Genomic DNA, 24835 nt, shown 5'->3' with positions numbered 1-24835 from the left:
CCGGCACCGATGAGGGCGGGCGGGCGCTCCTGAAGTAATATCCGTCAATACGGCCCGGCAGCACGACTGCCGTCCACAGCGGAGAGTTCCCGCTTAAGGCACACATTGGAGGGGCATGACCGGCGAGGAAACTGCCGCCATCACCGGCCCTCCCACGGGTGAGGGCCCGCATCCGCTGGTTCGGCTCCTTCAGGAGTTCACGCTGGAGGCCAACCGCTACGTGGACTCAGCGGGCGGGCGCAAGGACATGCACCGGACGGACCTGAATGCACTGGCAGTGATCATGCGCCACACTGCCGCCGGCGGCACGGTCACGCCGGGGCTCCTCCGCAAGGAACTGAACCTCAGCTCGCCTGCCACCACCGCGCTGATCGACAGGCTGGACAACTCCGGGCATGTGGTGCGCGAGCGCGACAGTTCGGACCGCCGGCAGGTCCACCTGCGGATGACACCCAAGGCATTCCAGGACGGCGGAGCCATTTTCGCTCCCCTCTCGCGGCGGATGGGGAGCGCCATGGCGGATTTCAGCCCGGAGGAGCTGGAGACGGTGACCCGGTTCATGACGGCCATGGTGGAAGCCACGGTGGCCGCACGGGAAGAATCGGCCAACACGCCCGGTTCTCCCACGGCGCGCAAGTAGGTCGCGCCAGCGTCGTCTTACGGCCCGAAACGACAGTGGGAGTTACCCGGTTGGGGGGTAGCGTTTGATTATGAGTGCGCAGCAGCCTGAAGACGACGTTTACACGCACGGCCACCACGAGTCGGTGGTCCGGGCCCATGCCGCCAGGACGGCCGAGAATTCCGCGGCGTTTGTCCTGCCGCACCTGAGGCCGGGGGTTGAAGTGCTCGACGTCGGCTGCGGGCCGGGCAGCATCACCTGTGATTTCGCCGCCCTGGTCACCCCCGGAAAGGTCACCGGGCTGGACCGCTCCCCGGACATTATCGCCCAGGCAAAGGCCCTCGCCGCCGAGCGGGAGGTCGCCAACGTCGAGTTCGTGGCCGGCAACATCTACGACCTCGACTTCGAGGACGAAACGTTCGACGTCGTCCACGCCCACCAGGTCCTGCAGCACCTGACCGACCCGGTGGAGGCGCTGCGGGAGATGCGCCGGGTCGCAAAGCCCGGCGGGATTGTTGCAGTACGCGACGCCGACTTCCATGGCATGAGCTGGTACCCCGCCATCCCCGAGCTGGACGAGTGGATGGAGCTGTACCAGCGCATCGCGCGGCGCAACGGAGCAGAGCCCGACGCCGGGCGGCGGCTTGTCAGCTGGGCCCAGTCCGCGGGCTTCACCGACGTCGCGCCCAGCAGCAGCAACTGGCTTTATGCCACAGGCCAGCAGCGGCGCTGGCAGGCCCGGGTCTGGGGTGAGCGCGTCCTGCACTCAGCGTTTGCTGAACAGGCGCTGGAATACGGGTTCGCCAACCCTGCGGACCTTGCCCGGATTTCCGCCGGCTGGCACCGCTGGGGCTCCACCGACGACGGCTGGTTCCTGATCCCCAACGGCGAGGTCATAGCGCGGGCATAGATCCGCGGCGGTGTGCAGGCAACGTCAAACCGCCGCTGGTACTGATCGTGTCCATAGCTGCCACTAAGCTTTACTGGTGCAATTCTCACTTTGGCTTGCCCTGGCCGGCGCCGGCGCCCTGATCAGTTTCACCCCCGGCGCCGGAGCCATCAACACCATGAGCAACTCCCTGAACGCCGGCTTCCGCCGCTCCATTTGGGGCATCCTCGGGCAGCAGGCAGCGCTGGTCATCCATGTGGTGATCGTGGCTCTTGGCGTGGGGGTGCTGGTGGCCAGTTCCCCTGTGGCCTTCAACGTCATCCGCTATGCTGGCGCCGCGTACCTGGTTTACCTGGGCATCCGGCAGTTCCTCAGCAAGCCGGACCTTGGGCAGGAAAAGATTGCGGGCCTTCGGAACGAGCCTGCCTGGTCCATTTTTCGGCGCGGGCTCTGGGTGAATCTGCTGAACCCGAAGGCAATTGTTTTCTTCCTGGCTTTTATGCCCCAGTTCATCCGTCCCGAGCAGCCGCTCCTGGCCCAGTACGCAGTTCTTACGGCGACGGTTGTGGCCATCGACATCTTGGTGATGTGGTTCTTCTTTGCCGCCGCAGCACGGTCCTTCGAACGGTTCACGCACAGCGCCCGGGGGCAGCTGATCCTCAACCGCGCGTTCGGCATCCTCTTTGTCGCCGTGGGCATCCTGCTGGCTTTCCTCCACTGACCTTCATCGCACTGCACCGGGCGTATCAAGGAGTATGACGGGGCTGCAAAATTTCTTTACAAAAAAGTCAACCTTTGTGAAACTGCCGCTAGCCAACAGGGGCCATTAGCACGCATGCTTACTACATGAACTCAGTGTCGAGCCCATACCGCGTCATCGCCGTCTGCACCGGAAATATCTGCCGCTCCCCCATGGCAGAGTTCATGCTCGCTGCGGCGCTGCAACGCGAGGGGCTGGACACCGTGGTCACCGTCGACTCCGCAGGCACCACCGGCTACGAAGCAGGCCGGCCCATCGACCCGCGGGCCGCACGCCGGTTGTCGGCAACGAAGCTTCCCTCCGATAAACACCGCGCCCGGGAATGGCATCCGGCGTGGTTCCGCGAACGGGACCTCATCCTGGCCCTGGACATTGACCATTACGCCTGGCTCACCGAAGCGGCTCCGGACCAGGAGTCCAGGGATAAGGTCCGCATGCTGCGCAGTTTTGATCCCCTGCTGGCGGAAAAGGACCTGCTGGACCAGGGCATCGAGGATCCCTGGTACGGCGGCCAGTCCGATTTCGACGCCGTCTGGCGCCAGATCCACGACGCGCTGCCCGGGCTCGTGAACCACATCAAGGGTGCCGTCATCAAAGATGCCCAGCTACTGCACAGATGAAAGCCCGGCGGGGAAAAAGGTACGCTCTAACCCATGAGCCCAGCCCCCGTCATCATCGCCATTGACGGGCGCTCCGGCGCAGGGAAGACAACGCTCGCGGTCGAACTGGCGGCGCGGCTGCGCGCCCATCACAAGGTCGCGCTGTTCCACCTCGAGGACATCTACCCCGGCTGGAATGGGCTGATGGCCGGCATCGACCGCTATGTCGCCACCGTCCTCGAACCCTTGAGCCGGGGGGATGCGGCTACCTGGACAAGCTGGGACTGGGATAAACATTACGACGGCGACGTCCGCGTCACGCTGCCCGCCGAGATTGTGATCGTAGAGGGAGTCGGGTCCGCTGCCGGCGCCGCGCGCCCACTTCTCAGCGCCGTCATTTGGGCGGACTCTCCGGAGGACGTGCGGCGCACCCGCGCCCTGGACCGGGACGGCGGGACCTACGAACCCTACTGGGACCAATGGGCGGCCCAGGAAGAGGAGTGGCTGAACGGCGACGACGTCCCGCGCCACGCCGACGTACGCGTCCTGAACCGGGCCGACGGCAGCGCCCCCTCCGATGTCCTGCAGCTCCTGCCGTACCTCCCCGGCCTGGCCACTGCCCTTTCCCCCGAACTGTCCGCCCGCCGCGGCCTAAGCCTTCACGCCGAGCGCCTGGACCTGCGCCCGGATGCGGCTACGCTGTTCCATTCGCTCTACGGCGGCTCACCCAATGCCGTTTGGCTGGACTCTTCCAACGCGGACGGCCCGGCCGGAACCAGAACTTTCCCGCCCGCGTCCGCCGCTGCCGAGCGCAGCCGCTTCAGCATCATGGCGGACGACGCCGGCCAGTCCGGCCAGTCGGTGACGCACCGCTCCGGCGAGAGCGTGATCCGCGCAGGCTGCGCCACAGCCACTGTGGAAGGCTCCTTCTTCCGCTGGCTCGATACGGTGTGGGGCGGAGACGGGGTCAGCATCCCGGACGGTTATCCCGGAGATTTTACGCTCGGCTGGCTGGGATGCCTGGGGTACGAACTCAAGCGGGAAACCGGGGGCGCCGATCTCTCTTCACCCACCCCCGATGCCGCCCTGATCTTCGCCGGCAGGGGCGTAGTACTGGACCACGCCGCCGGCAGTGCCTGGCTCCTGGCCCTGGCTGTTCCTGACGCAGACCAGTGGCTTGGCCAGGCGCGGGCAGCCGTGGAAGCTGCTTCCCGCTCCGCCGCACCGGCCGCCCTGACCGCCCAAGCGGGCGGCAGCAGCGGCGTCGTACTTCCGGCGGTGCCCGTGTTCCGGAGCCGCGATACCAGCGGCGCCTACAAGGCGAAAATCGCCGCGGCGCAGCACGAGATCGCTGAAGGTAACACCTACGAGGTGTGCCTGACCACTACGCTTATTGCCAATGTTCCGGCCGCTGAGCTGGACCCGTGGCAAACCTACCTGGACCTCCGCCGCAAAAACCCGGCCCCCTTCGCCAGCTACTTGAGATTCGGCGGCCTCACGGTGGCCAGCACCTCCCCCGAGCGCTTCCTGAAGTTGGGGTCCGACGGCGGCATGCGCGCCGAACCCATCAAGGGAACCCGCCGCCGGGCCGCTGATTCGGCGGAAGATGAGCAGCTGCGGTGGGACCTCGAAACGTCCTTGAAGGACCGCGCCGAGAACATCATGATCGTTGACCTTCTGCGCAACGACCTCAGCCATTTCGCGGTCCCCGGTTCCGTAACGGTGAGCAGGCTCTGTGCCATCGAAAGCTACGCCACCGTTCACCAAATGGTGAGTACCATCGACGCGCAGCTGCGGCGCGGATCATCCCGTGCCGAAGCTGTGGCAGCCTGCTTCCCTGCCGGTTCCATGACCGGTGCACCCAAGATCAGCACCATGGCCATCCTGGACCGGCTGGAAGGCGAAGGGCGCGGACTGTACTCCGGCGCCGTCGGATACTTCTCCCTGAACGGCGCAACGGACCTCGCCGTCGCCATCCGGACTTTGGTGATCCGCGGGGAAGGTGACGGGACGGTGGAACTGACGCTCGGCGTCGGCGGCGCCATTACCGCCGACTCGGACCCTGATGACGAATATGAGGAGATCCGGACCAAGGCCTTCGGCGTCCTCTCGACCCTTGGCGCGGAGTTTCCTGACGTTTAGACGAGGCCCGCCTGTTACTGGACGGTGGCTGTCAGCCTCGCCACATTGTCCACATAGCGTGCTGCGAGTGGCCGGTTGAGCCAGTCCGCCAGCTTAAGCTCATGCGAAATATCCCGGTAAGTGTCTTCCACGGCACGCATCTTGGTGACAATGTCGGCGCCAAGCAGCATTACCGACACCTCCAGGTTCAGTGAGAAGGAGCGCATGTCCATGTTGCTGGATCCGAGGACGGCCACTTCGTCGTCGATGGTGAAGTGCTTGGCGTGGAGCACAAACGGGGCTTTGTACAGGTAAATCCGGACGCCGGCTTCCAGAAGGGCCTCATAGTAGGAGCGCTGGGCATGGTGGACCAGGAACTGGTCGCCCTTCTCGGAGACGAACAGCTCCACGTCAACCCCGCGCTGGGCAGCGGTGGTGATGGCGTAGAGCAGCGAATCGTCCGGGACGAAGTACGGGCTGCAGATGGAGATCCGGCGCTGGGCGGAGTAGATGAGGGTATTGAAGAGCCTCAGGTTGTTTTCCGTGATGAATCCCGGGCCGCTGGGCACCACCTGCGCCGTGACGTTGCCGGGACGCGCATCCGCCGGGAGCTGCAGTTGGTGTTCCAGGGATTCGTCGGTCTCACTGAGCCAGTCGGTGGCAAAAACGACGTTGAGGGTGGTGACGATCGGCCCATGCAGGCGGGCCATCAGCTCCACCCACTCCCGGCCCGCCTTGCGGTGCCTCGGGTTGTTGTAGGACGGCTCAATCAGGTTCTGCGAGCCGGTGAAGGCGGTCTCGCCGTCGATCACCATGATTTTGCGGTGGTTCCGCAGGTCGGGGCGGCGCCACTGGCCGTGGATGGGCAGGAGCGGAAGCATGCGCTTCCACTGGATCTTGCTGGCCTTGAGCCGTTTCAGGAGCCGGTTGTAGCCCTTGACCCGGAGGGTGCCGATATGGTCGAACAGCACCCGGACTTCCACGCCCCGTTCGGCCGCTTCCTCAAGCGCCGTCAGGAGCTCGTCGGTGATGTGGTCCGTGCTCATGATGTAGAACTCGGCATTTACGAACTTTTTCGCCTTCCGCACCGCCTGCGTCATGTGCAGGATCGAGTCCGGGTAGCCGGGGATAAGCTCCACGGAATTGCCGTCCACCATGGGCAGTGAGCCCAGCCGCCGGTTCAACTCCGCCGCGGACCTCACCCATTCGGGGCCCGGGTAGTCGCTCTCCACGTCCGCCAGCGAGGAGATCCCGGCGCGCACCCGCTCGTTGACCTGCTGCTGCTGCTCCCGCCGTCGTTTGGACAGCTGGAAGTTGCCGAACAGCAGGAAGAGGATGATGCCCAGAAACGGGACAAAAAAGATGCCCAGCAGCCACGCCATCGCTGTGGTGGGCCGCCGGTTGCCGGGGATGATGCCCAGGGCCAGCACCCGGATCACCAGGTCGGCGACGGCCAGCAGCACCACGATCCATGTCGGCGCGGAACCGGCAAGCGAAAATGGCCACAACACGTGTATTCCCCCCGGAGGATGGGCTCCCGGCGGACGGATTCCGGCCAGGGCACTCTGCCCAGCTTATCCGCAGGGACGCCGCACTAAGCTGGAGCCATGACCTCTCCAGCTTCTGTGGTTCTTGTATTCCTCGACCCCGCGTTCCCGGACGGCCGGCTGGCCGATGCGTCCAAACCCCAGTTGTTGGTCACGGACCAGGGTGCGACCCGCGGCGACGGCATCTTCGAGACCATGCTTGCCGTGGACGGCAGCGTCCGGAAAATCCAGGCGCACCTGGACCGTCTGGCGGGATCCGCAGCAGCACTGGACCTGACCATTCCCCGCGAGGAGGAATGGCGCCGCGCCATCGCCACAGCCCTGTCCGAACACCGGACCCAGCACCCGCCCGTGGCCGGGTCCGACGACGAACTGGTGGTCAAGCTGGTAGTGACCCGGGGAGTTGAGGGTGCCCCGGCCCCCACGTCGTGGGTGCAGGTTTCTCCTGTCGGGTCGGCCGGACGCCGCCAGCGCGAGGCAGGCATCGACGTCATCCTCCTTGACCGGGGCTACGACAGTGAGGTTGCCGAACGTGCACCCTGGCTGCTGCTTGGCGCGAAGACGCTCTCCTACGCCGTCAACATGGCTGCCTTGCGGCACGCCCACAAACAGGGCGCCGATGACGTCATCTTCATCTCCTCGGACGGCCGCGTGCTGGAGGGACCAACGTCAACTGTTCTGATGGCGCACCTGGAAGCGTCCGACGACGGCGCTCCCGTCAAGCGGCTCATCACTCCACAGCTGGACAGCGGCATCCTGGCGGGTACCTCCCAGGGTGCTTTGTTTGCGGCCGCGAAAACGGCCGGGTGGGAACTGGGGTACGGTCCGCTGGAGCCCCAGGACCTGCTGGACGCGGACGCCGTCTGGCTGATTTCCAGCGTGCGCATGCTGGCCCCGGTGAACCGCATTGACGGCAAAGAGGTGGGCACCCCGTCGGTGCAAAAAGAGCTCACCGCGGAGCTGAACGAGCTGTTCGCGGCAATCGAATAGGTTTTGCCTTTGGGGCCATGTTCCTGGCGCCCCATCAGCCGTAGGGTGTGGTGCGGGGCGACACCGCACTGCTGGAGGACCAGCAGGACAGGGATGCGGTGGACCGCCTGGGCCTGGAACCATGGCAACCCGGCGAGAAAGCCCACTACATCAGGTTCTCAGCCACAGTGATGACCGCCGCCGCTTCAAAGTCAATGCACCGGATATTTTGAACACCCGTCTCACTGACCGCCGGCGGGCTTCCTTCGAGTAGCCGGAGACTGAGGGTAATTCCAAACGCTTGCTGAATGTGTAGCCTACTAGTAAGGTCTACATTGTAGATAAGGCACTAGCACCGCCCCAGCTATCCGCTCCAAAGGAGCTGATCATTACTCCATGGCCCCGTGCAGGGCATTGAGTCTCTCGCTGCTGTAGCCGAACGGCGGTACACACGCACTTAGCGAAGGGACGCCGTCATGGCACATTCGCAGTTCGATATTTTTCTCCAAGAAGCCACTTACCTGGACCAGTCCTCTGGCCACAACCTCAATGACGACCGCCTCTACGGGCTTTACACCAGTTGGTGCTACATCAACCAGCAGGTCCCCGGGAGGGAAGCCTCTTTTTGGGCAGCCATGAAACACCGGATCACCCCCGGCTGCAACGGCCTCCGCATGAAGGGCCCGGCCGCCACTGACTACATCCTGGCGAGTTCCCCGGGGCTCGTATAGGCATCGAAGAACCAGAAAGGCGTGAAGCGCTGCCCAGCCGGCAGCGCTTCACGCCTTTTGTTTTAGTTATTTGCCTCCGGCAGCCTTCAAAGGTTTCCTTAGGTGGGGATGAACCGGAAGAGGAATCGGGTGCGGACCATTACCCACAACAGTCCCAGCACCAGTGCGTAGGCTGCGGTGTTCAGCAACACGTCACCCTGCCGAAGAGCCGGAATGTTGGCGATTACGGCGATGAGCGCTACGTGGAGGATGAAGACGTACAAGGTTGCCCGGCCCAGGGGAATCAGGAACCAGCCCAGGGCCCGTTCCACCGGCTTCCAGTAAGCCGTCAGGAAGGCGTAGGCGGCCACCACCAGGACCATGACGTTGAGGAGCCGGCCCGGAGCCAGATACGTGCGGCCAAAAAAGAGGTCGTACATGGTCCTGTACGCCGCATCCGGCACAAGGCCGAGCCGCACATCGAAGCCGTTGGCCAGATACGGGTTGCCCCAGGACAGGAAGGCGAAGACGAGCGCTGCCGCCGTGCACGCCAGCACGATCCCCGTGTGTCCGGCGAGCCAGGCAACCACCCTGTGCCGGTGGAACCCAGCCACCAGGCCGATGACAAACAGCACCTGCCACACCAGCAGCGGGAACGAATCCTCGAACTGGGAAGGCAGGATGCGGAACCGCGTCGCCGCTCCCATTGCATACACGGCCAGGGTGGCCGCCAGTACCCACAGGGTTTTGCCGCGGTTAAGGGCCGCCAGGATCAGTGGGCTGGCAAGGAGCAGCACTACGTACAGGCCCATGATGTTGAACTGCCACGGGCCGACCTGCAGCAGCAGGATGGCCGGCAGGACCTGGGGCGGCACAGGAAACTGGAACAGTGACTCCATGCCGGCGTACAGGTCGTAGGTGCGGCCGGCGGCGTCGGACCCGGCCCCGCCGGTGCCTTGGTCCACGAACGTGGTTAGGGTGTCGGTTTGGAAGAAGGGCAACAGCGAGGCCAGGAACACCCCCAGAAGGACCACCAGCGCCGTGAGGTACAGCTTTCCCGCCCGCCGCGAGGTCAGGTCCACCACTGTCCCGAAGTCTTCCTTGACCCTTGGTCCGTACACCATGCCCACCACCAGGCCGGAGAAGAGGACAAAGAGCTCCGCCCCGGACACGAAGCCCACGGCCTCCTGGGTGAGCAACTGAAACAGCGACGTCATCCCCAGGTGGTTGACCACCACAAAGACGATGGCCAGTCCCCGCAGCAGGTCCACCCGGGAATCCCTGGAGGAGGAGTCGGCGTAAGCCCACGCTGTTGCCGCGTTCACGCGCCGGGGAACCTGCCATAGCGCCACGAGCAGAATGACCAGCGCCGCGGCAACAGTCCAGGAAGCAGGGCCTGAAAGGGTGTTGGCCCGCACGTGCCCGCTGCCTGCCACAACCTCCGTGACCGGCCCGGTGACCAGCGGGGAAGCCTGCAGCCTCTGCCGGGCTGCGTCTGCGATGGCAGGGTTCCCGGTGAGCAGCCAGTTGATGCCAGCCACACCCGTGTCTCTGGTGTTTGTGCGTTCATCCCACACCACCGCGGCGGTCCTGGTGAATTCGGTTGATCCTGCGGCGCCGAGGACCTGGTCCCACCAGGAGGCTTTGATCTCCATTTCGGTGGCGCCGCCGGACGCCGGGCTGTAGAAGGCGGACGTCTGCAGCAGGAACGGCTTATCTTTACCCTCCGAATACGTTGCGTAAAAGTTTTCGCTACCCGATGCAGTAAGCATTTCCTGAAGTTCGCCCTGCCGGGGAACGGTATTGACGGGCGCCCCGCCGGCCGTGTCGTCGTGGAATGCTGTCAGCCCCACCCAGTCCACCGCCTCGTCCCCCGGATAGTAAGGGCTATAGGCCGCGTCCGAGCCGTCCCACGCGCCGTCGCGGTTGGTATCGAGCAGGGCGAAACCTTCGCTTCCCGGCACCGGCGCATTCCGGTGCCGGTTGAAGGGGTAGTCCTTGCCCAGGTAGGGCTCCCACACCATGGCGGTACGGCCGCCGTCGAGATTGTTGAAGGCTGCGGCGACGGCCTGGAAGGCGGACCGGTAGGCGCTGGGCTGCTGGCCCCATTCCACCCAGCTGGCATTCATGTCGGGGGCAAAACGGATCAGCACGTGGCCTTTGAAGTTGCCTGTCAGATCGGCCACTTCGCCGGCGAATGCTGAAGCGGTGTCTGCAGTGATCTGGTCCAGCGGAACCGTGGGCTGCACCGTGAGCATTGCATGTGCGCCTTGTTCACCTGACTGTTCCAGGAAGCCCCGGATGTCATTTTTCTCCGAGGCGCGGAACGGGATGGCTATGTCGTGCCCGAGCAGGGCCGGTGAGGCACCCAGGCGGCCGGCGAAACCGGCAGCGGTGTCCTCGCCCCATTCCAGCACAGCGCCCAGCAGCGGCTTGCCGTCGCCCGGAAAGGTCTCTGCCGCACGGGCTGGTCCCGCCGGCAGCACTATCAGCAGGACTGCCATCAGCATCAAAACAAGGAAGGCGGCCGTGGCGCGGGTCAGGACCAGCAAGCCGTTGCGGGAAGTCCGGGCAGGCAGCGGGCTGTTGTGCCCGCGCTTGGGCGCGGCGGCTGATGACGTGCTGATGGGACCCCCGAAGCTGATACTCCAATGACGGGGCGGCCTGCCCCAAAAGAACTTTATCCGGCATCAATATGTGCAGCACGCCAGGTGCCTTGACGCCGGGGCGAGTCCCGCCGTCGTGCGTTACCGAAACTGGCGTGCCGGCCGCTCAGCGGGCAGGGCCGGTTCAGTTACGGAACATGACGACGACGGCGGTGCGGGCATGCCCGCCAAGTGTTACGTTTTTTGGGAGTAATGAGTACCGGTGCCAAGCCCTGACTAACCGGTCGGCAACCCTCCTTCCGCGGCGGGGTGCCTCAGGTGAATACTCGGCATATCGACCGAATCGTGTTGCAAGCGTGAGAGAAGGAGATCCGTCGTGTCTGACGCACCTGCCCCTGAAGAGAGACTTTCGTACCGGCTCGTCACCGGCCCGGACGACCGGACTTTCTGTGAACGGATTTCGGCCGCCCTGGCCGAGGGCTACGTGCTTCACGGCAGCCCGGCCGCCACCACCAACGACGGCCAGGTGATAGTGGCGCAGGCCCTGGTCCTTCCGGCAGCGATCGCCTCCGCTGATGCCGCCGTTGCCACCGCGGTGGATAACCTTGAGGCCGCCGGCGAGGACCTCGAGTTCGACGGCGAGGGCCACGCATGAGCTACGCGGGAGACCTGACGCCCCAGGAGGCGTGGGACAAACTGGAGCAGGGAGCCATCCTCGTGGATGTGCGGACCGAGGGCGAATGGGCCCACATCGGCATTCCTGACACCAAGGCCACCGACAATGATCCGCTGTTCATCCAGTGGACGTTTCCGGGCGGCATTCCCAACCCCGACTTCATCAGTTCCCTCGCCCAGCAGGCTCCGGAGGACTCATCGACGGAGCTGATCTTCCTGTGCCGCTCGGGGCAGCGGTCCATCGCGGCTGCGATTGCTGCCACCCAGGCCGGCTTTACGTCCTACAACGTGCTGGAGGGCTTCGAGGGCGAGCCGGACCGCTACGGCGAACGCACCGTCAACGGCTGGAAGAACCGCGGCCTGCCCACCAACCTCGGAAAGAACTAAGTGACCTTCAACGAAGACGCCGCCGGCTGGAGCAGCAACACCCAGGCCGTGCGCGGCGGGCTGGACCGCACCAATTTCCAGGAAACCAGCGAGGCCGTGTTCCTGAATTCCGGGTTCGTGTACGAATCCGCAGCCGCTGCTGAACGGGCCTTCACCGGTGAGGACGAGCGCTTTGTGTACTCCCGCTACGGCAACCCGTCCGTGGCCACCTTCCAGGAACGGCTCCGCCTCCTCGAGGGAACCGAGGCATGCTTTGCGACGGCGTCGGGCATGTCCGCGGTCTTCACCGCTTTGGGTGCCCTGCTGGCTGCAGGTGACCGCGTGGTGGCCGCCCGGTCCCTGTTCGGTTCCTGCTTCGTGATCCTGAACGAGATCCTTCCGCGCTGGGGTGTCGAAACGGTTTTTGTGGACGGGCCTGACCTGGAGCAGTGGCGCTCTGCGTTGTCCGAGCCCACCACCGCTGTGTTTTTTGAATCCCCGTCCAACCCCATGCAGGAAATCGTGGACATCGCCGCGGTCAGTAAGCTGGCACATGCCGCAGGTGCCACTGTGGTGGTGGACAACGTTTTCGCCACTCCCCTGCTGCAGCGCTGCGGCCAGCTCAGCGCCGACGTGATTGTCTACTCCGGCACCAAGCACATCGACGGCCAGGGCCGGGTGCTGGGCGGCGCCATCCTGGGCACCAAGGAATTCATTGACGGCCCGGTCAAGCAGCTGATGCGCCACACCGGTCCATCGCTGTCCGCCTTCAACGCCTGGGTGCTTACCAAGGGCCTGGAGACAATGGCCCTCCGCGTCAACCACTCCTCGGCGTCAGCCCTGCAGCTGGCCGAATGGCTGGAACAGCAGCCTGCCGTGAGCTGGGTGAAGTACCCGCTCCTGAAGTCGCACCCGCAGTACGAGCTGGCGGCCCGGCAGATGAGTGCCGGCGGGACGGTCCTGACCCTGGAACTGGCGACGACGGGTGCCCGCTCGGGCAAGGAGGCTGCCTTTGCGCTGCTGGACGGCCTCCGCATCATCGATATCTCCAATAACCTGGGCGACTCAAAGTCCCTCATTACCCACCCCGCCACCACTACTCACCGCGCGATGGGTCCGGAGGGCCGCGCAGCCATCGGCCTGAGCGACGGCGTGGTGCGGCTATCCGTGGGGCTGGAGGACGTGGACGACCTGATCGGCGACCTCGAACAGGCGCTGAAGCAGATTTAGCCTAGACGGAGAGCTGGACGGCAATGCCGTCACCTGCACCGACCTGCGCTTTGTCCCTGGTCTCCTTCTTCACCGGCAAAAGGTAGGAATCGCTCTTGGTGTCCCGGAACAGCGAGGTCTGCCAGGAGTGCTCTCCGACCTTCGCGGTGACCTTGATCGAGCCGAATGCCGTCCCGGCACCTGCAGCGCGGACCCGGATGTCATCAGCGATGTCCGGAGGCAGGGTCACAAAATGCCATCCTGCCTCACCGGGGTACAGCCAAAGTTCTGCTTCAAAGGAATACGAGGCCGTCACCCGCCGAGTATGGCACGAACCCGTTACTTGTGACCCGCGCTTCACAGCTGAGCTGGTCCTCGAGGACGCCCTGCTGCCCTTCCCGCCTACTAGGGCTGACGAACCCGCAGCAGATCGGGCGTTTCTTCGACCTTCGACAGATCCAGGGTGCCACGCATCGTCACCTCTACCGCATGCCTCACCACTGCGCCGAAGCCCAAATCCTCAGGTGCTGCAGCGGCCAAAGCTCTGTCGCGGATGCGGCGCTGTTCAGCTGCCCCAGTTCCACGGGCAATGACGTCCTCCACCCCTTGCCGGGCAAGGGAAAGCTCGCCCTGCTCCTGCAATACCGGCGCGAGATAGTCCACCAGTGAACGCACTACGTCTGCGGCGCGCGCCGGCCGGAAGGAGCCGAAGTCCAACAGCTCTCCGCTGAGTCCTCCGCTGCTGGCCTGCCAGGAGGCCATCCGCAAGAGTACGGTGGGCACCGGCGCCGGATCGATGCCCTGGCGCCACTCACGGCCCGCCGTCTCCACGAGCGCACGGACGAGAACGGCAAGAAGGGCTGCATCCTCGGCCCGGAGGCAAACGTCTGCCACACGGACCTCCACAGTGGGGTGGTTCCGTGACAGTCGGGCATCGAAGTAGAGCATCCCTTCGTCCAGCATGACTCCGCTGTCCAGCAGCCGGGTGACCACGCGTCGATAGGCAGAATAGGTCCCATAGATCCCGGCTGGACCGGCAGTGGGCCAGCGGTTCCACGCCTGGGTACGGTAGCTCTCGAAACCGGTCTGAAGTCCGTTCCAAAAAGGCGAGTTGGCACTGACAGCGGTCAGGACCGCAAGCTTGTCCCGGATCCGGTCCAGCACGGCCACGCCCTCGTCAGGGGACTCAACGTAGGTGTGGACGTGGAAGCCGCAGGTCAGCTGCTCCTGTGCGGTCAAGCCAAATCGTTCCAGCATCCTGGCATAGCGGGGATCGGGAGTGGTATGGCTCGATAACCCGAGGGGCGAGGTGGCCAATGCCGCCACCCGGGCATTGTTCTGCCTGGCAGCGTTGTCAGCGAGCGTCCGCCCTGCCCGGATTTGTTCCAGCAGCACACCGTACTCCAGGCAGGGCCGCGTCTGCGTCTCAATCTGCTCCAGCTTAAGTTCGGCACTCAAGCCCATCCCGTCGTCGTCGTAAACGGTTTTGTCTTCCGTTTCGAGGTCCCGAAAGTCATCCGGGGCGTCGTCGGCAGCCACCCTGCGGCCGGAAAGCAGGGCATCAGCGAGGGCGAGCGGCTCCCCGCTCTCCGGGTCAACGATCAGGAGCTCTTCCTCAACGCCGAATGTACGCATACACACATTCTGCGGCAGGTAAAGGTTTTTGGACGGTCCTCAGGACTTCATGACGAAGCGTGAATGCTTAGTCCTGGAAGTACTCCACCTTTGCCCCGATGGCATTCAGCCGCTCAGCAAGGTCCTCATAGCCGCGCTCGATGACGTAGATGTTCCGCAGCTCGGAAACACCCCTGGCCGCCAGCATGGCCAGCAGCAGGCAGGCTGCGGGGCGCAGTGCCGGCGGACAGCCAACCTCCGCCGCGCGCCACTTGGTGGGCCCGTTGACGTAGATCCGGTGGGGGTCCAGCAGCTGAACCTGGGCACCCAGCCGGTTCAGCTCGGTCAAGTAGATGGCCCGGTTTTCATAGACCCAGTCGTGGATCATGGTCTGGCCGCTGGCGTTGGCGGCTATGACTGCGAAGAAGGGCAGGTTGTCGATGTTCAGGCCGGGGAAAGGCATCGGATGGATCTTGTCCTCCGGCGCGTGCAGCTCGGACGGCTTGGTGGTCACGTCCACTAGACGGGTCCGTCCGTTGCGCGCCATGTACTCGCCGGAAATCTCCAGCTGCTGGCCCATCTGCTCCAGCGTGGCCAGCTCAATTTCCATGAACTCGATGGGGACCCTGCGGATGGTCACTTCAGAGTTGGTCACGATGCCGGCGGTGATGAGGCTCATGGCTTCAATCGGGTCTTCCGACGGGAAATACTCAATCTCCGCATCGATCATGGGACGTCCCGTGATCTTCAAAGTTGTGGTGCCGACGCCGTCGATCGTCACGCCCAGCATCTGGAGGTAGAAGCAGAGGTCCTGCACCATATAGTTGGGGCTGGCGTTGCGGATCACGGTTGTTCCCTCGCGGTGCGCCGCTGCCATGATGGCGTTCTCGGTGACAGTATCGCCGCGCTCCGTCAGCACAAAGGAACGGTCCCGGCTGTCGGCTTCGGGGGCCTGCACGGAATAGAACCCTGCGGTAGCTTCCACTGTCAGCCCGAACTGGCGCAGTGCCTGCATGTGCGGTTCAACTGTGCGCGTGCCAAGGTCGCAGCCGCCCGCATAGGGGAGCCGGTACTGCGAGGATTCATCCAGCAGCGGCCCCAGGAGCATGATGACGCTGCGGGTGCGGCGGGCGGCCTCAACGTCCATGGCCTCCAGGTCAAGGACGGCAGGCCTGCGGAGCTGTAGATCGGAGTCGTTGAGCCAGGTGCACTCGACTCCGATGCTGCTGAGCACCTCAACGATGCGGTTCACTTCCTCAATGCGCGCGAGGCGGCGAAGAACAGTGGTCCCCCTGTTAATGAGGCTTGCGCACAGCAGGGCGACGCCGGCATTCTTGCTGCTGTTGACGTCCACGGCGCCGGACAGCGTCTGGCCGCCTTCCACCCGAAGGTGCGTCATCTGCGGTTTTCCCACGTTGACGATGCTCCGGCCGAAGATTGCCTCCAGCCGCTGGATCATTTTCAGGCTCAGGTTTTGCTTGCCCTGTTCCATCCGTGCGATGGCACTTTGGCTTGTTCCAAGCTCGGCTGCCAGCTGGCCCTGCGTCCAGCCTTTCTCGCCCCGGGCATCCCGGAGCATGGCGGCAACGTGTTCAGTAGTTTCCTGCGTCATGCCGAAAAATATATCATGAATGAGTTACCGAGGGCTTATTTAGTAGCCAGCCGCGGCCTCTCGGAGAGCGTTTACCCACTACATGCGATAGAAGTCCGCTCCAACGGTTGTTGACCTTGCCCGCCTAACCGGAGGAAACTGGAGAAGTCCTCTTCCTTCGAAGGCGGCGAAGGTGACAATGAACCGGACCCAGGGAACTGAAGCGGCACTAGGGCTGGCGGCTCTGCTGTTCGCTGTCCTGCTGTTGCTTCCGGCCTGGCCCGCCTCCGCGGCTCCCTCCCCCGGGGAAAGCACGCAGTCGACGCTGGGCAACGATATCTCCTGGCCGCAATGCGGCAAGCCTTTCCCGGTTGGCCAGGCTTTTGCCATCGTTGGCGTGAACAACGGTCTGGCGAACAACACAAACCCATGCCTTGAAGAGCAACTGGAGTGGGCGGCAGCCTCATCCGGCGTCACGCCCCAGTTAAAGGTGTCCCTTTACGTCAACACCGCCAACCCTGGAAGCAGCGGCTCGTGGTGGCCAACCAGCAACGAGTACCCCATCGGATCCGCCGTCCATAACCCCTATGGCTCCTGTGAAGACAAGGACTACGGGAAGGCGTGCGCGTACATGTACGGCTACGCGAAGGCGTTCGACGACGCCTACATCCGCGGCATTACCAACCCCTCCGACTACTTCTGGTGGCTGGACGTGGAAACCGAAAACAGCTGGTCCGCCACGGACAAGGATGCGAACCGCGCCGTGCTGGAGGGCATGGCGGATTTCTTCCACAGCATCAACGTCAAGGGAGTCGGAATCTATTCCACCGGCCTCCAATGGGGCCGGATTGTGGGGACCGTCAGCAGCTCGAGCAGCCTCTACTACCTGCCCAGCTGGCTGGCCGGTGCGCGGACGCTGACCGGCGCCAAAGCCAATTGCTCAGATCCGCCGTTGACCGCCGGCGGCCACGTGGTCATCACCCAGTTCGTGTCGCGTAAATTCGACTACAACCACTCCTGCGTCTGACCTTGCGCCCTGCAGTCAGCCTCCTGCAGGCGGCCCGAACGTTTGATGTGTAGGACAGCAGGGCAAACCACTCAGCTCCCCAGCCACACCATGTTCCACGTGCCCGCCCAGACGGCCGCAGCAAAGGCCGCGCCGGCCATTAGCACGCCTCCACCGAGCACGCACAGGTCCAGCCCGCTGTAGGTGGATTCCCGCGCCCACGTCCGCCGCCCACCACCGAAACCACGCGCCTCCATGGTCACGGCCAGCCTTGAGGCACGGCGGATGGCCTGAACCAGGAGACCGAAGCTCTGCCCCATCGTGGCCTTTACCCGCTGCAGGGCACTGCCGCGGGAACCTACGCCCCGGGCCCGCCGGGCCATGCCGATGGTCTGCCATTCCTCCGCCATCAGCCCCACCAGGCGCATGGCAGCCAAAGTCCCCAGCACGAACCGGTGCGGGAGGCGTGCTTTTTGCGCCAGCGCATCCGCCAGGTCCGTGGGGTCAGTGCAGCTCATCAACAGCACCGCCGGGAGCGCGATTGCCAGGCCACGCAGCATAAACCCGACCCCCAGCTCCAGCGACCCCTCGCTCATGGTCCAGATGCCGACGTCGATCAGCGTTTTTCCGCTGTCCACCGCCAGGATGGAGGTACTCCAGCCGCCTACGGCTGCGGCAAGGATCAGCGGCCACCCCCGCTGCCACAGCAGCGTCAGGGTGAGGCCCGCCAATGGGAACAGCAGGAACTCGAACGCCAGCGCCACGGAAGCGGAAACCCAGTCAATGGACAGTGCAAGGACGGCGGTGATCAGGAAGACGGCCGCGAACTTGCTCAGCGGGTTGGCCCGGGTCAGCAGCGCACTGTTGCCGCGCAGGTTCAGCTCCTGCCTCATCGTCGCACTACCGGCTCTGCTGCCAGGCGCAGTTCCGTTCCACCCAGCGCCGCCGTGAACTCAGCATCGTGGGTCACGGATACCACGGCTGTGCCGGCGTCCAGGAGTTCAGAGAGGAACGATGCCAGCTCAGCCCACGTGTTGGCGTCCTGCCCGAAGGTGGGTTCGTCCAGGATCAGGACCTGCGGATGCGCGGCCAGGACCGTTGCTACGGAAAGCCGACGCTTCTCGCCGCCCGAAAGTGTGTAGGGGTTCGCATCAACCAGTTCGGTGAGCCGAAGCCGCTCCAGCAGCTCATCCACCCGCTCTTCCCCGTGCCCGAGGTGGCGCGGACCAAAGCGCAGTTCGTCCAGCACGTTCCCGGTCACGAACTGGTGCTCAGGTTCCTGGAAAACGGTGCCCATGCGTTCAATCAGCTGCTCCGCCTTCCACTTGTACGGGTCGATTCCCGCCCCACGGCTAAGCGCCAGGGTGGCCGAAACTTTCCCGGCAACGGGCTCCAGCAGCCCGGCGAGGGTCAGCGCAAGGGTGGACTTTCCTGCGCCGTTGGGTCCGGTGATGGCCAGCGCCCGCCCTGCCCGGACCTGCGCCGAGATGCCTTGCCGGACCGGTACTGGCGGCAGTTTGCGCAAGCCCTTGCGGCGGGCACGTTCACGGGATACGGCCAGGTTTTCGGCGGCAAGCAGCAGGTCCCCGGAGCCGGGAGCCGGATCCGCCGTGCGTGGGCGGGTGGCCGGAACATACCCGGGCACCCAGACCCCGGCCGCAATGAGCATGCTCCGGGCTTCGCCGAGAACCTGGTCCGGAGGCCCGTCCAGGAGCACCCCCGGGTCGGTCGAAGAACCGGGCTGCAGCACCACAATGCGGTCCACCAGGTCCTTCCAGACGGAGACGCGGTGCTCCACCACCACCAGGGTTGCCCCGGTTTTGTCGAGGCAGCGCCCGACGGCGTCGCGCACCTCCACCACCCCGGCGGGATCCAGGTTGGCTGTCGGCTCGTCGAGGAGAAGCAGCCCCGGCCGCATCGCAAGGATGCCGGCCAGGGCCAGCCGCTGTTTCTGGCCGCCTGACAGTGCAGACGTTGGATGGTCCAGCGGCAGGTGGGACAGCCCGACGTCGTCCAAAGCCTCGTGCACCCGGGTCCAGATACGGTCCCGGGGCACAGCAAGGTTCTCGGCACCGAAGGCCACGTCGTCCCCCACCCGTGACAGGACCACCTGTGTCTCCGGGTCCTGCTGCATCAACCCGGCACGGCCGCGCTGATCGCGGGGGGAGGCGCCGTCGACCAGCAGCGAACCCGACTCGTCGGAGTCGCCGGCCTCGCCGTCGTCGTTCGCATCCCCCAGCACCCCCGCCAACGCATGGAGGAGCGTGGACTTGCCGGCTCCGGACGGGCCAAGCAGGAGCACGCGCTCCCCTGGGCGGATGTCCAGGTCAAGGGCACGGACAGCAGGCCTGGAACGCCCGGCATGCCGCCAGCCCCAGCCGCGCGCGGTGACGGCAGCCGGGCGCGCCGCCACGGACGCGCCGTGGACGGAAGGCGCTGTCATCAGGAGAAAACCGGCTCCGTGGCTGCCTTCCGCGAGGCAAAGGAGCTCAGGACACCGGTCCTGGCCAGGCCGCGGGTGGCGATCCATGACAGCGCCCCGGCGATGACGGCACCGGAGATCGCGGTGAAGATAATGTACGCAAGCTTGTCGCCGCCCGAGTAGGCAATGTTCCAGCCCCAGGGAGCAAAGGAGTCATTGAGGCCGCAGAACAGCCCGGCAGCAGCACCGGCGAGGAGGGACACCGGCAGGTTGAACTTCCGGTACACGAAAATCGCGAAAATGATTTCCGCACCCAGGCCCTGGACGAAGCCGGAGAACAGCACCGAGGCACCGTACTGCGAACCCATCAGCAGTTCACCGGTGGCTGCCACGGTTTCGCAGAACAGGGCGGCGCCCGGTTTGCGGATGATCAGCATGCCCAGCACCGCCGGGATCATCCAGCCGCCGGCAATCAGTCCGGTAAGCGGCGGGTAAAGGGCGTTCATCGGCGCAGACACTGCTGCGGCACCCTGGGACCACGCCCAGAAAATGACGCCGCCTGCGATGGCGATCAACGCCGCCACCACGATGTCCACAACGCGCCAGGACCTGCTGGTGGTCTTCTTGATTGCTGTAGTTGCCATGCGATCCTCCTGAGGAACAGGAGGGGAAAGAACCGCAGCGGCAAACCACTGCGGAGCTTCGAGAACTCGACTCCCTTGCGCCGGTACTAACCGGATCAGGTTCGAGGGTCTGCGGCTGTCCGCACTCTCAGCGCCCACCTGCGGCTCCTGGCTTGGCCAGTGATGCCCGACGGCGGCGCTCCCCTGTCGTTGAATGATTCTGTGAGTAAATAATTGCCCTTGTGGGCGGGGTCCAGTTTACACCGGAGGAAGGGTAGATTGTGGGCCATGACCGCCAATTCACCGCATGTGACTGAGTTCGATCCGGATTCGGATGCCGTCCAGCCGGAGGGATCGCTGCAGGCCCTTATCGCCCGGATAGAGGGCGAAATCCGGGAGCTCCAGTTTCCAGGCTTTTCCATGGACGACGCACTGAACCTGGGGCTGCTGCTTGTGGAGTTGGGGAAGGAGGGCCAGTTCCCCATCGCGATAGACATCACCAAGGGTGAGCAGGTCCTGTTCCATGTCGCCCTGGCGGGGGCCACCCCGGACAACGAGCACTGGATCCGCGCCAAACAGAGAACGGCGGCCCGGTACGAGGTGCCCTCCCTGCTGGTGGGGCTGCGTGCCCGGACCCGCGGCGGACGGATCGAAGACCAGGGCTGGTTTGATCAGCGCCGGTATGCGGCACATGGCGGCTCCTTCCCGGTATATGTCGCCGGAGTGGGCGCGGTGGCTACGGTCACTGTTTCAGGGCTTCCCCAGGTGCAGGACCATGACCTGGTGGTACAGGCACTGCGAGAGGTCCTCAGCTCCATGCGAACGGACTGACGCGGGTTCCAGACCAGGGCGATGGACTCCCCTTGGATGCCGGGAGTACATTCGAGACGGGTGGCGGAAGTTCCAAACAGGAGGGGCGCCATGCTCGGTAATACAGCCGAAAACCAGGTGCGGGCAGCGGTGGACAAGGCCGAGGAAGAAATGATTTACATCGGCCCCGACCACCCCTACTATCCTTTGCTGGCTGAACTGGTATCCGCCGTCGGAAAGGCCTGGCAGCAGGGGTACGAGCACGGCCGCCGCGGCGGGCACCAGCCAAACCCCTACGTGTGGATCGTCCCGGAAGGGTGAGCCCGCCGGCTGCGCGGACGCTGCCGGCAGTGGCCCGCGGGCAGCAGCACCGGCAGGCGCACTTAGCTTTTATTAGTAACCATGCTTACTATGTTGTCTCCAGGCTTTTGAGGAGACAGGTCATGACAGTCAGCACCCGGGCCACCGGCGCGAGGACGGGCCTGCAGAAGGCTGCCTTCGTAACCGGCGCCCTCTTCCTGCTGGTGGGTGTCCTGGGGTTTGTCCCCGGGATCACCATCAACTACGACTCCCTGGGCATGGCCGGACACGGCTCCGGAGCCCTGCTGTTGAACCTCTTCCAGGTGTCGGTCCTTCACAATATCGTGCACCTTGCCTTCGGGGCGGCCGGACTGCTGCTGGCCCGGACCCACCAGAAGGCACGAAGCTTCCTGATCTACGGGGGCGTCGTGTACCTGGTTCTCTGGCTTTACGGCTTCCTGGTGGGGGACGAAACTCCCGCCAACTTTGTCCCACTCAACGGCGCCGACAACTGGCTCCACCTGGCCCTGGGTTTGACCATGATCATTCTCGCCATCCTGCTGGCCCCCCGGACCACTCCGCGGCGCAGCCGCGGAAGCAACCTGAACGACCAGCCCTGACCGAAACCGCCACCGTCGACGGCCAAGCACCCGGCAGCACCGCTGCCGCCCGAAGGAGCAATCATGAAGATTCCTGAACCCCGAGGTCCCATCAGCACCGCCCTGTTCCGGGTCCTGGCAACAACAGCCGGGGCCGGTGACAGCTCCCCCGCCGTTGAGGAACTGCGCCGGCTGGTGGTGACACAGCTGGGCACGGCCACCGACATCATCGGCGACGACGACGTCCAGCTGGCACTTTTCTCCCTCTACGAGCTGCACTACTCCGGCCTTGAAGGTGTCAGTGATGAATGGGAGTGGGAGCCGGGCCTCATCCAGGTCCGCCGCCTGCTCGAAAGGCCTTTCGAAGAGGCGCTCCGGGCAGCCGCCCAGTCGGCAGCCGGGGAGCTGGACCTCCCCCCTGCCGCGGAAATGACCAGCGACGCCGTGGCCGACGTCCTCTTCGGCCTGGCCGCCACGGACACCGGTCCCAGCGTGTCCCGGTATGTGGCCAAGAAGGCAACCCTGGACCAGCTCAAGGAGTTCCTGGTCCACAAGTCGGTCTACCAGCTCAAGGAAGCGGACCCGCACACCTGGGCCATTCCCCGGCTTACCGGCAGGGCGAAGGCTGCACTGGTGGAGATCCAGGCGGACGAGTACGGCGGAGGGCGCCCGGACCGCATGCACAGCGCGCTTTTTGCCCGCACCATGCGGGGCCTGGGGATGGACGATCACTACGGCGCCTACGTGAACGCCGTCCCCGCCGTCTCCCTCGCGGCGGTCAACATGATGTCCCTGTTCGGGCTCAACCGGCGGCTGCGCGGCGCCATCACCGGACATCTGGCCATCTATGAGATGACCTCTTCCCAGCCCAACCGGCTGTATGGCAGCGGTTTCCGCCGTCACGGCTTCGACGCCGAGGTGACCCACTACTTCGACGAACATGTGGAAGCCGACGCGGTCCACGAGCAGATCGCCGGCCGCGACCTCGCAGGAGGACTCGTGGAGGCCGAACCCGAGCTGCTCGGGGACGTCCTGTTCGGGGCGACAGCCGTGATGGCCGTTGACGGCAGGCTCTCGTCACACCTTTTGGCGTGCTGGGAGAACGGGCAGACCTCGCTGAGGGCGGCAGTGCCGGCAGCAGCGTGAGTACCACAGCCCTGGGGCAGCCTGCGGAGTACATCCTGCCGCTGCGCTGGACCGATGATTCGGGCCTGCCGGAGCTGGTTGCCTATCTCGAGCGACTCGGCGGGTGGATCCCGGTGACCATCGTGGACGGGTCCGGTCCGGAGCTGTTCGAGCGGCACCGGGACGCTTTCCCGCCTGTTGTCCGCCATATCCGCCCGGAGGGTGCCGGTAACGGAAACGGCAAGGTGGCCGGCGTGATGACGGGCGTCCGGGCCGCCCGGGCGGAACTGCTGGTGATAGCCGACGACGACGTGCGCTACACGCGCGAATCACTCACCGCCGCCGTTAGTCACCTCGCGTCTGCGGACGTTGTGAGGCCGCAGAACTACTTCGATCCCCTGCCCTGGCACGGGTGGTGGGACACGTCCAGGTCCCTGATCAACCGGGCATGGTCGGCCGACTTCCCGGGTACGCTGGCCGTGCGCCGGAGCGCGCTGCTGGCAACCGGCGGCTACGATCCGGTGCTTTTCGAAAACCTGGAGCTGATCAGGACCGTCAAGGCAGCGGGGGGCAGGGAGAAAATCGTTCCGGACCTGTTCGTTGCCCGCACGCCGCCCGAGCCGCGGCACTTCCTCAAGCAGCGCACCCGGCAGGCCTACGACAACTTCGCCCAGCCCCGCCGTCTCGCCGCCGAGCTGTCCCTGCTTCCGGCCATTGCCGCCGCAGCCTGCCTTCCCGGAAAACACCGCGGGCGCGTACTGATGGGATTGGCTGCGGCGCCTGTCATTATTGCCGAAATCGGGCGGCGGCGGCACAGGGGGACTACCGTTTTTCCCTTCCGTGCAGTCTGGTGCGCCCCGCTCTGGGTTGCTGAGAGGGCTGTCTGCATCTGGATCGCACTCGCCTTCCGCCTCAGCGGGGGTGTGCCTTACGCGGGGTCGCGGCTCAAGACCGCGGCGCACTCGGAGGCCGAGCTTCGCCGCCGGCACTCGGGAAGACTTGCCGGCTTCCGCCACCAGGAAAACCAAACGTCCGCCCCCACCCCCGACCAGGAGCAGCCATGAACCAGGAATCCGCCGACAGCTCGATCGTGGTATGCCCCGACGGGCCGTTGATTGTCCGCGGTGACTTCGAAATAGTGACGCCCTCAGGGGACCCGGTTCCCCGCCAACGCCAGACAGTCGCCCTGTGCCGCTGCGGCGCGTCGGCCATCAAACCCTACTGCGACGGTACGCACAAAATGATCAAGTTCCGGACGGAACCGCCCGGCAGCTGAGGCGCACTCTGCGTCCACCAACGCCTAGAGCGAACCGCGCCCTTGCCGCTCCGGCTCCCGGCCGCGATGCCGCTAGGCTGAAGTCAACCCGTTTTCCGCCCGCAAGGAGTACTAAGAATGAACCTTTTCATCAAGCTGCTCGGCACCGGTGTGAGCCTGGGCGCCGGCTTCGCCGGAACCAAGCTGGTCAACACCATCTGGGAAAAGACCACAGGACGTAAACCGCCCACCGGCAAGGACGAGGACATCCCCACGAGCCTGCAGTCCGCGCTGACGTTCGCGCTGATCTCGGCGCTGGTCAGTACCGTCATCCAGGTCCTGGCAAACCGCGGTACCCAGCGGGCCATCACCCGGTTCGCCAAGTCCGAGGACATCGTCTGAGCTGACGGGGCTGCCCGG

The 24835-nt window shown here is 65.0% G+C and carries 27 protein-coding genes and 2 riboswitches; of the genes, 19 read left to right on the top strand and 8 right to left on the bottom strand.

From position 1 onward, the window contains the following. Positions 1-115: 115 nt before the first annotated feature. From AC5RT4_RS04320 to AC5RT4_RS04300, 5 genes are all read left to right on the top strand, one after another. Positions 116-640 carry a MarR family winged helix-turn-helix transcriptional regulator gene (locus AC5RT4_RS04320; protein WP_494042469.1) on the top strand — a complete coding sequence of 175 codons (525 nt, stop codon included), beginning with the start codon at positions 116-118 and terminating at the stop codon, positions 638-640. 70 nt (positions 641-710) lie between these two features. After that, on the top strand, positions 711-1529 hold the full coding sequence (locus AC5RT4_RS04315) for a methyltransferase domain-containing protein (RefSeq protein WP_494042468.1): 819 nt from the start codon (positions 711-713) through the stop codon (positions 1527-1529). 76 nt (positions 1530-1605) lie between these two features. Then, positions 1606-2229, top strand: a complete 624-nt coding sequence (locus AC5RT4_RS04310; protein WP_494042467.1) for a LysE family transporter — start codon at positions 1606-1608, stop codon at positions 2227-2229. 125 nt (positions 2230-2354) lie between these two features. Then, the gene (locus AC5RT4_RS04305; protein WP_494042466.1) at positions 2355-2888 is read left to right on the top strand and encodes a low molecular weight protein-tyrosine-phosphatase; all 534 of its coding nucleotides are present in this window, start codon (positions 2355-2357) and stop codon (positions 2886-2888) included. Positions 2889-2921: 33 nt separating this feature from the next. Beyond that, positions 2922-5009: a chorismate-binding protein gene (locus AC5RT4_RS04300; protein WP_494104941.1), complete on the top strand. Its 2088-nt coding sequence runs from the start codon at positions 2922-2924 to the stop codon at positions 5007-5009. A 14-nt stretch (positions 5010-5023) separates the two neighbouring features. On the opposite strand, the gene cls is transcribed toward AC5RT4_RS04300, so the two are convergent. Beyond that, positions 5024-6499: a cardiolipin synthase gene (cls, locus tag AC5RT4_RS04295; protein ID WP_494042464.1), complete on the bottom strand. Its 1476-nt coding sequence runs from the start codon at positions 6497-6499 to the stop codon at positions 5024-5026. A gap of 96 nt (positions 6500-6595) precedes the next feature. Here cls and AC5RT4_RS04290 point away from each other — a divergent pair, with 96 nt between their 5' ends. The 3 genes from AC5RT4_RS04290 (at position 6596) to AC5RT4_RS04280 (ending at position 8235) form a co-directional block, all read left to right on the top strand. Beyond that, positions 6596-7525 (top strand): aminodeoxychorismate lyase, encoded by a 930-nt coding sequence (locus AC5RT4_RS04290; protein WP_494042463.1) that lies wholly within the window; start codon positions 6596-6598, stop codon positions 7523-7525. A gap of 50 nt (positions 7526-7575) precedes the next feature. Then, positions 7576-7737 (top strand): hypothetical protein, encoded by a 162-nt coding sequence (locus AC5RT4_RS04285; protein WP_494042462.1) that lies wholly within the window; start codon positions 7576-7578, stop codon positions 7735-7737. Between the two features lie 243 nt (positions 7738-7980). Beyond that, positions 7981-8235, top strand: a complete 255-nt coding sequence (locus AC5RT4_RS04280; RefSeq protein WP_494042461.1) for a hypothetical protein — start codon at positions 7981-7983, stop codon at positions 8233-8235. 98 nt (positions 8236-8333) lie between these two features. Here the strand turns inward: AC5RT4_RS04280 and opgC are convergent, their stop codons facing one another. Continuing rightward, positions 8334-10724: an OpgC domain-containing protein gene (opgC, locus tag AC5RT4_RS04275; RefSeq protein ID WP_494104940.1), complete on the bottom strand. Its 2391-nt coding sequence runs from the start codon at positions 10722-10724 to the stop codon at positions 8334-8336. A gap of 344 nt (positions 10725-11068) precedes the next feature. Continuing rightward, a riboswitch (SAM riboswitch) is annotated at positions 11069-11183 on the top strand. A gap of 13 nt (positions 11184-11196) precedes the next feature. Between opgC and AC5RT4_RS04270 the strand changes: the two genes are divergently transcribed. Genes AC5RT4_RS04270 through AC5RT4_RS04260 form a run of 3 tightly spaced genes read left to right on the top strand, consistent with a single transcriptional unit; the run spans position 11197 to position 13091 of the window. Beyond that, positions 11197-11475, top strand: coding sequence for a DUF1737 domain-containing protein (locus AC5RT4_RS04270; RefSeq protein ID WP_494042459.1), 279 nt, complete (start codon positions 11197-11199; stop codon positions 11473-11475). Continuing rightward, positions 11472-11882 carry a rhodanese-like domain-containing protein gene (locus AC5RT4_RS04265; protein ID WP_494104939.1) on the top strand — a complete coding sequence of 137 codons (411 nt, stop codon included), beginning with the start codon at positions 11472-11474 and terminating at the stop codon, positions 11880-11882. The genes AC5RT4_RS04270 and AC5RT4_RS04265 overlap by 4 nt, the downstream gene beginning before the upstream one ends. Then, positions 11883-13091 carry an O-succinylhomoserine sulfhydrylase gene (locus tag AC5RT4_RS04260; protein ID WP_494104938.1) on the top strand — a complete coding sequence of 403 codons (1209 nt, stop codon included), beginning with the start codon at positions 11883-11885 and terminating at the stop codon, positions 13089-13091. Position 13092: 1 nt separating this feature from the next. Here the strand turns inward: AC5RT4_RS04260 and AC5RT4_RS04255 are convergent, their stop codons facing one another. The 3 genes from AC5RT4_RS04255 to AC5RT4_RS04245 all read right to left on the bottom strand — a co-directional run bounded on the left by AC5RT4_RS04255 (position 13093) and on the right by AC5RT4_RS04245 (position 16296). Continuing rightward, positions 13093-13386, bottom strand: coding sequence for a DUF1905 domain-containing protein (locus AC5RT4_RS04255; RefSeq protein WP_494104937.1), 294 nt, complete (start codon positions 13384-13386; stop codon positions 13093-13095). Between the two features lie 89 nt (positions 13387-13475). Beyond that, positions 13476-14705: a glutamate--cysteine ligase 2 gene (locus tag AC5RT4_RS04250; protein WP_494042455.1), complete on the bottom strand. Its 1230-nt coding sequence runs from the start codon at positions 14703-14705 to the stop codon at positions 13476-13478. Between the two features lie 67 nt (positions 14706-14772). Beyond that, positions 14773-16296 carry a UDP-N-acetylglucosamine 1-carboxyvinyltransferase gene (locus AC5RT4_RS04245; RefSeq protein ID WP_494104936.1) on the bottom strand — a complete coding sequence of 508 codons (1524 nt, stop codon included), beginning with the start codon at positions 16294-16296 and terminating at the stop codon, positions 14773-14775. A 178-nt stretch (positions 16297-16474) separates the two neighbouring features. Here AC5RT4_RS04245 and AC5RT4_RS04240 point away from each other — a divergent pair, with 178 nt between their 5' ends. Further along, complete coding sequence (locus tag AC5RT4_RS04240; protein WP_494104935.1) at positions 16475-17302, top strand: glycoside hydrolase family 25 domain-containing protein; 828 nt, start codon at positions 16475-16477, stop codon at positions 17300-17302. A 71-nt stretch (positions 17303-17373) separates the two neighbouring features. Here the strand turns inward: AC5RT4_RS04240 and AC5RT4_RS04235 are convergent, their stop codons facing one another. The 3 genes from AC5RT4_RS04235 to AC5RT4_RS04225 are packed head-to-tail and all read right to left on the bottom strand — an operon-like array spanning position 17374 to position 20347. Continuing rightward, positions 17374-18174 (bottom strand): energy-coupling factor transporter transmembrane component T family protein, encoded by an 801-nt coding sequence (locus tag AC5RT4_RS04235; protein WP_494104934.1) that lies wholly within the window; start codon positions 18172-18174, stop codon positions 17374-17376. After that, positions 18171-19724, bottom strand: a complete 1554-nt coding sequence (locus AC5RT4_RS04230) for an ABC transporter ATP-binding protein (protein WP_494104933.1) — start codon at positions 19722-19724, stop codon at positions 18171-18173. Before AC5RT4_RS04230 ends, AC5RT4_RS04235 begins: the two co-directional genes overlap by 4 nt. Further along, on the bottom strand, positions 19724-20347 hold the full coding sequence (locus tag AC5RT4_RS04225) for an ECF transporter S component (protein ID WP_494042451.1): 624 nt from the start codon (positions 20345-20347) through the stop codon (positions 19724-19726). Before AC5RT4_RS04225 ends, AC5RT4_RS04230 begins: the two co-directional genes overlap by 1 nt. Before the next feature lie 54 nt (positions 20348-20401). Beyond that, positions 20402-20542: riboswitch (TPP riboswitch) on the bottom strand. 72 nt (positions 20543-20614) lie between these two features. Between AC5RT4_RS04225 and AC5RT4_RS04220 the strand changes: the two genes are divergently transcribed. The 7 genes from AC5RT4_RS04220 (at position 20615) to AC5RT4_RS04190 (ending at position 24817) form a co-directional block, all read left to right on the top strand. Then, the gene (locus tag AC5RT4_RS04220) at positions 20615-21157 is read left to right on the top strand and encodes a heme-degrading domain-containing protein (RefSeq protein ID WP_494104932.1); all 543 of its coding nucleotides are present in this window, start codon (positions 20615-20617) and stop codon (positions 21155-21157) included. Positions 21158-21247: 90 nt separating this feature from the next. Further along, positions 21248-21457, top strand: coding sequence for a hypothetical protein (locus AC5RT4_RS04215; RefSeq protein ID WP_494042449.1), 210 nt, complete (start codon positions 21248-21250; stop codon positions 21455-21457). 122 nt (positions 21458-21579) lie between these two features. Then, positions 21580-22056 carry a DUF4383 domain-containing protein gene (locus tag AC5RT4_RS04210; protein WP_494104931.1) on the top strand — a complete coding sequence of 159 codons (477 nt, stop codon included), beginning with the start codon at positions 21580-21582 and terminating at the stop codon, positions 22054-22056. A gap of 63 nt (positions 22057-22119) precedes the next feature. Then, the gene (locus tag AC5RT4_RS04205; protein WP_494104930.1) at positions 22120-23181 is read left to right on the top strand and encodes an iron-containing redox enzyme family protein; all 1062 of its coding nucleotides are present in this window, start codon (positions 22120-22122) and stop codon (positions 23179-23181) included. Continuing rightward, positions 23178-24224: a glycosyltransferase family 2 protein gene (locus tag AC5RT4_RS04200; protein WP_494104929.1), complete on the top strand. Its 1047-nt coding sequence runs from the start codon at positions 23178-23180 to the stop codon at positions 24222-24224. The genes AC5RT4_RS04205 and AC5RT4_RS04200 overlap by 4 nt, the downstream gene beginning before the upstream one ends. After that, complete coding sequence (locus AC5RT4_RS04195; protein WP_494042445.1) at positions 24221-24436, top strand: CDGSH iron-sulfur domain-containing protein; 216 nt, start codon at positions 24221-24223, stop codon at positions 24434-24436. Before AC5RT4_RS04200 ends, AC5RT4_RS04195 begins: the two co-directional genes overlap by 4 nt. A gap of 117 nt (positions 24437-24553) precedes the next feature. Continuing rightward, the gene (locus AC5RT4_RS04190; protein WP_494104928.1) at positions 24554-24817 is read left to right on the top strand and encodes a DUF4235 domain-containing protein; all 264 of its coding nucleotides are present in this window, start codon (positions 24554-24556) and stop codon (positions 24815-24817) included. The last annotated feature ends 18 nt before the right edge of the window (positions 24818-24835 follow it).

The organism is Arthrobacter sp. sptzw42 (assembly GCF_059089685.1).
The sequence above is the reverse complement of the archived record's forward strand: the minus strand, read 5'-3'. Positions and strand labels throughout refer to the sequence as shown.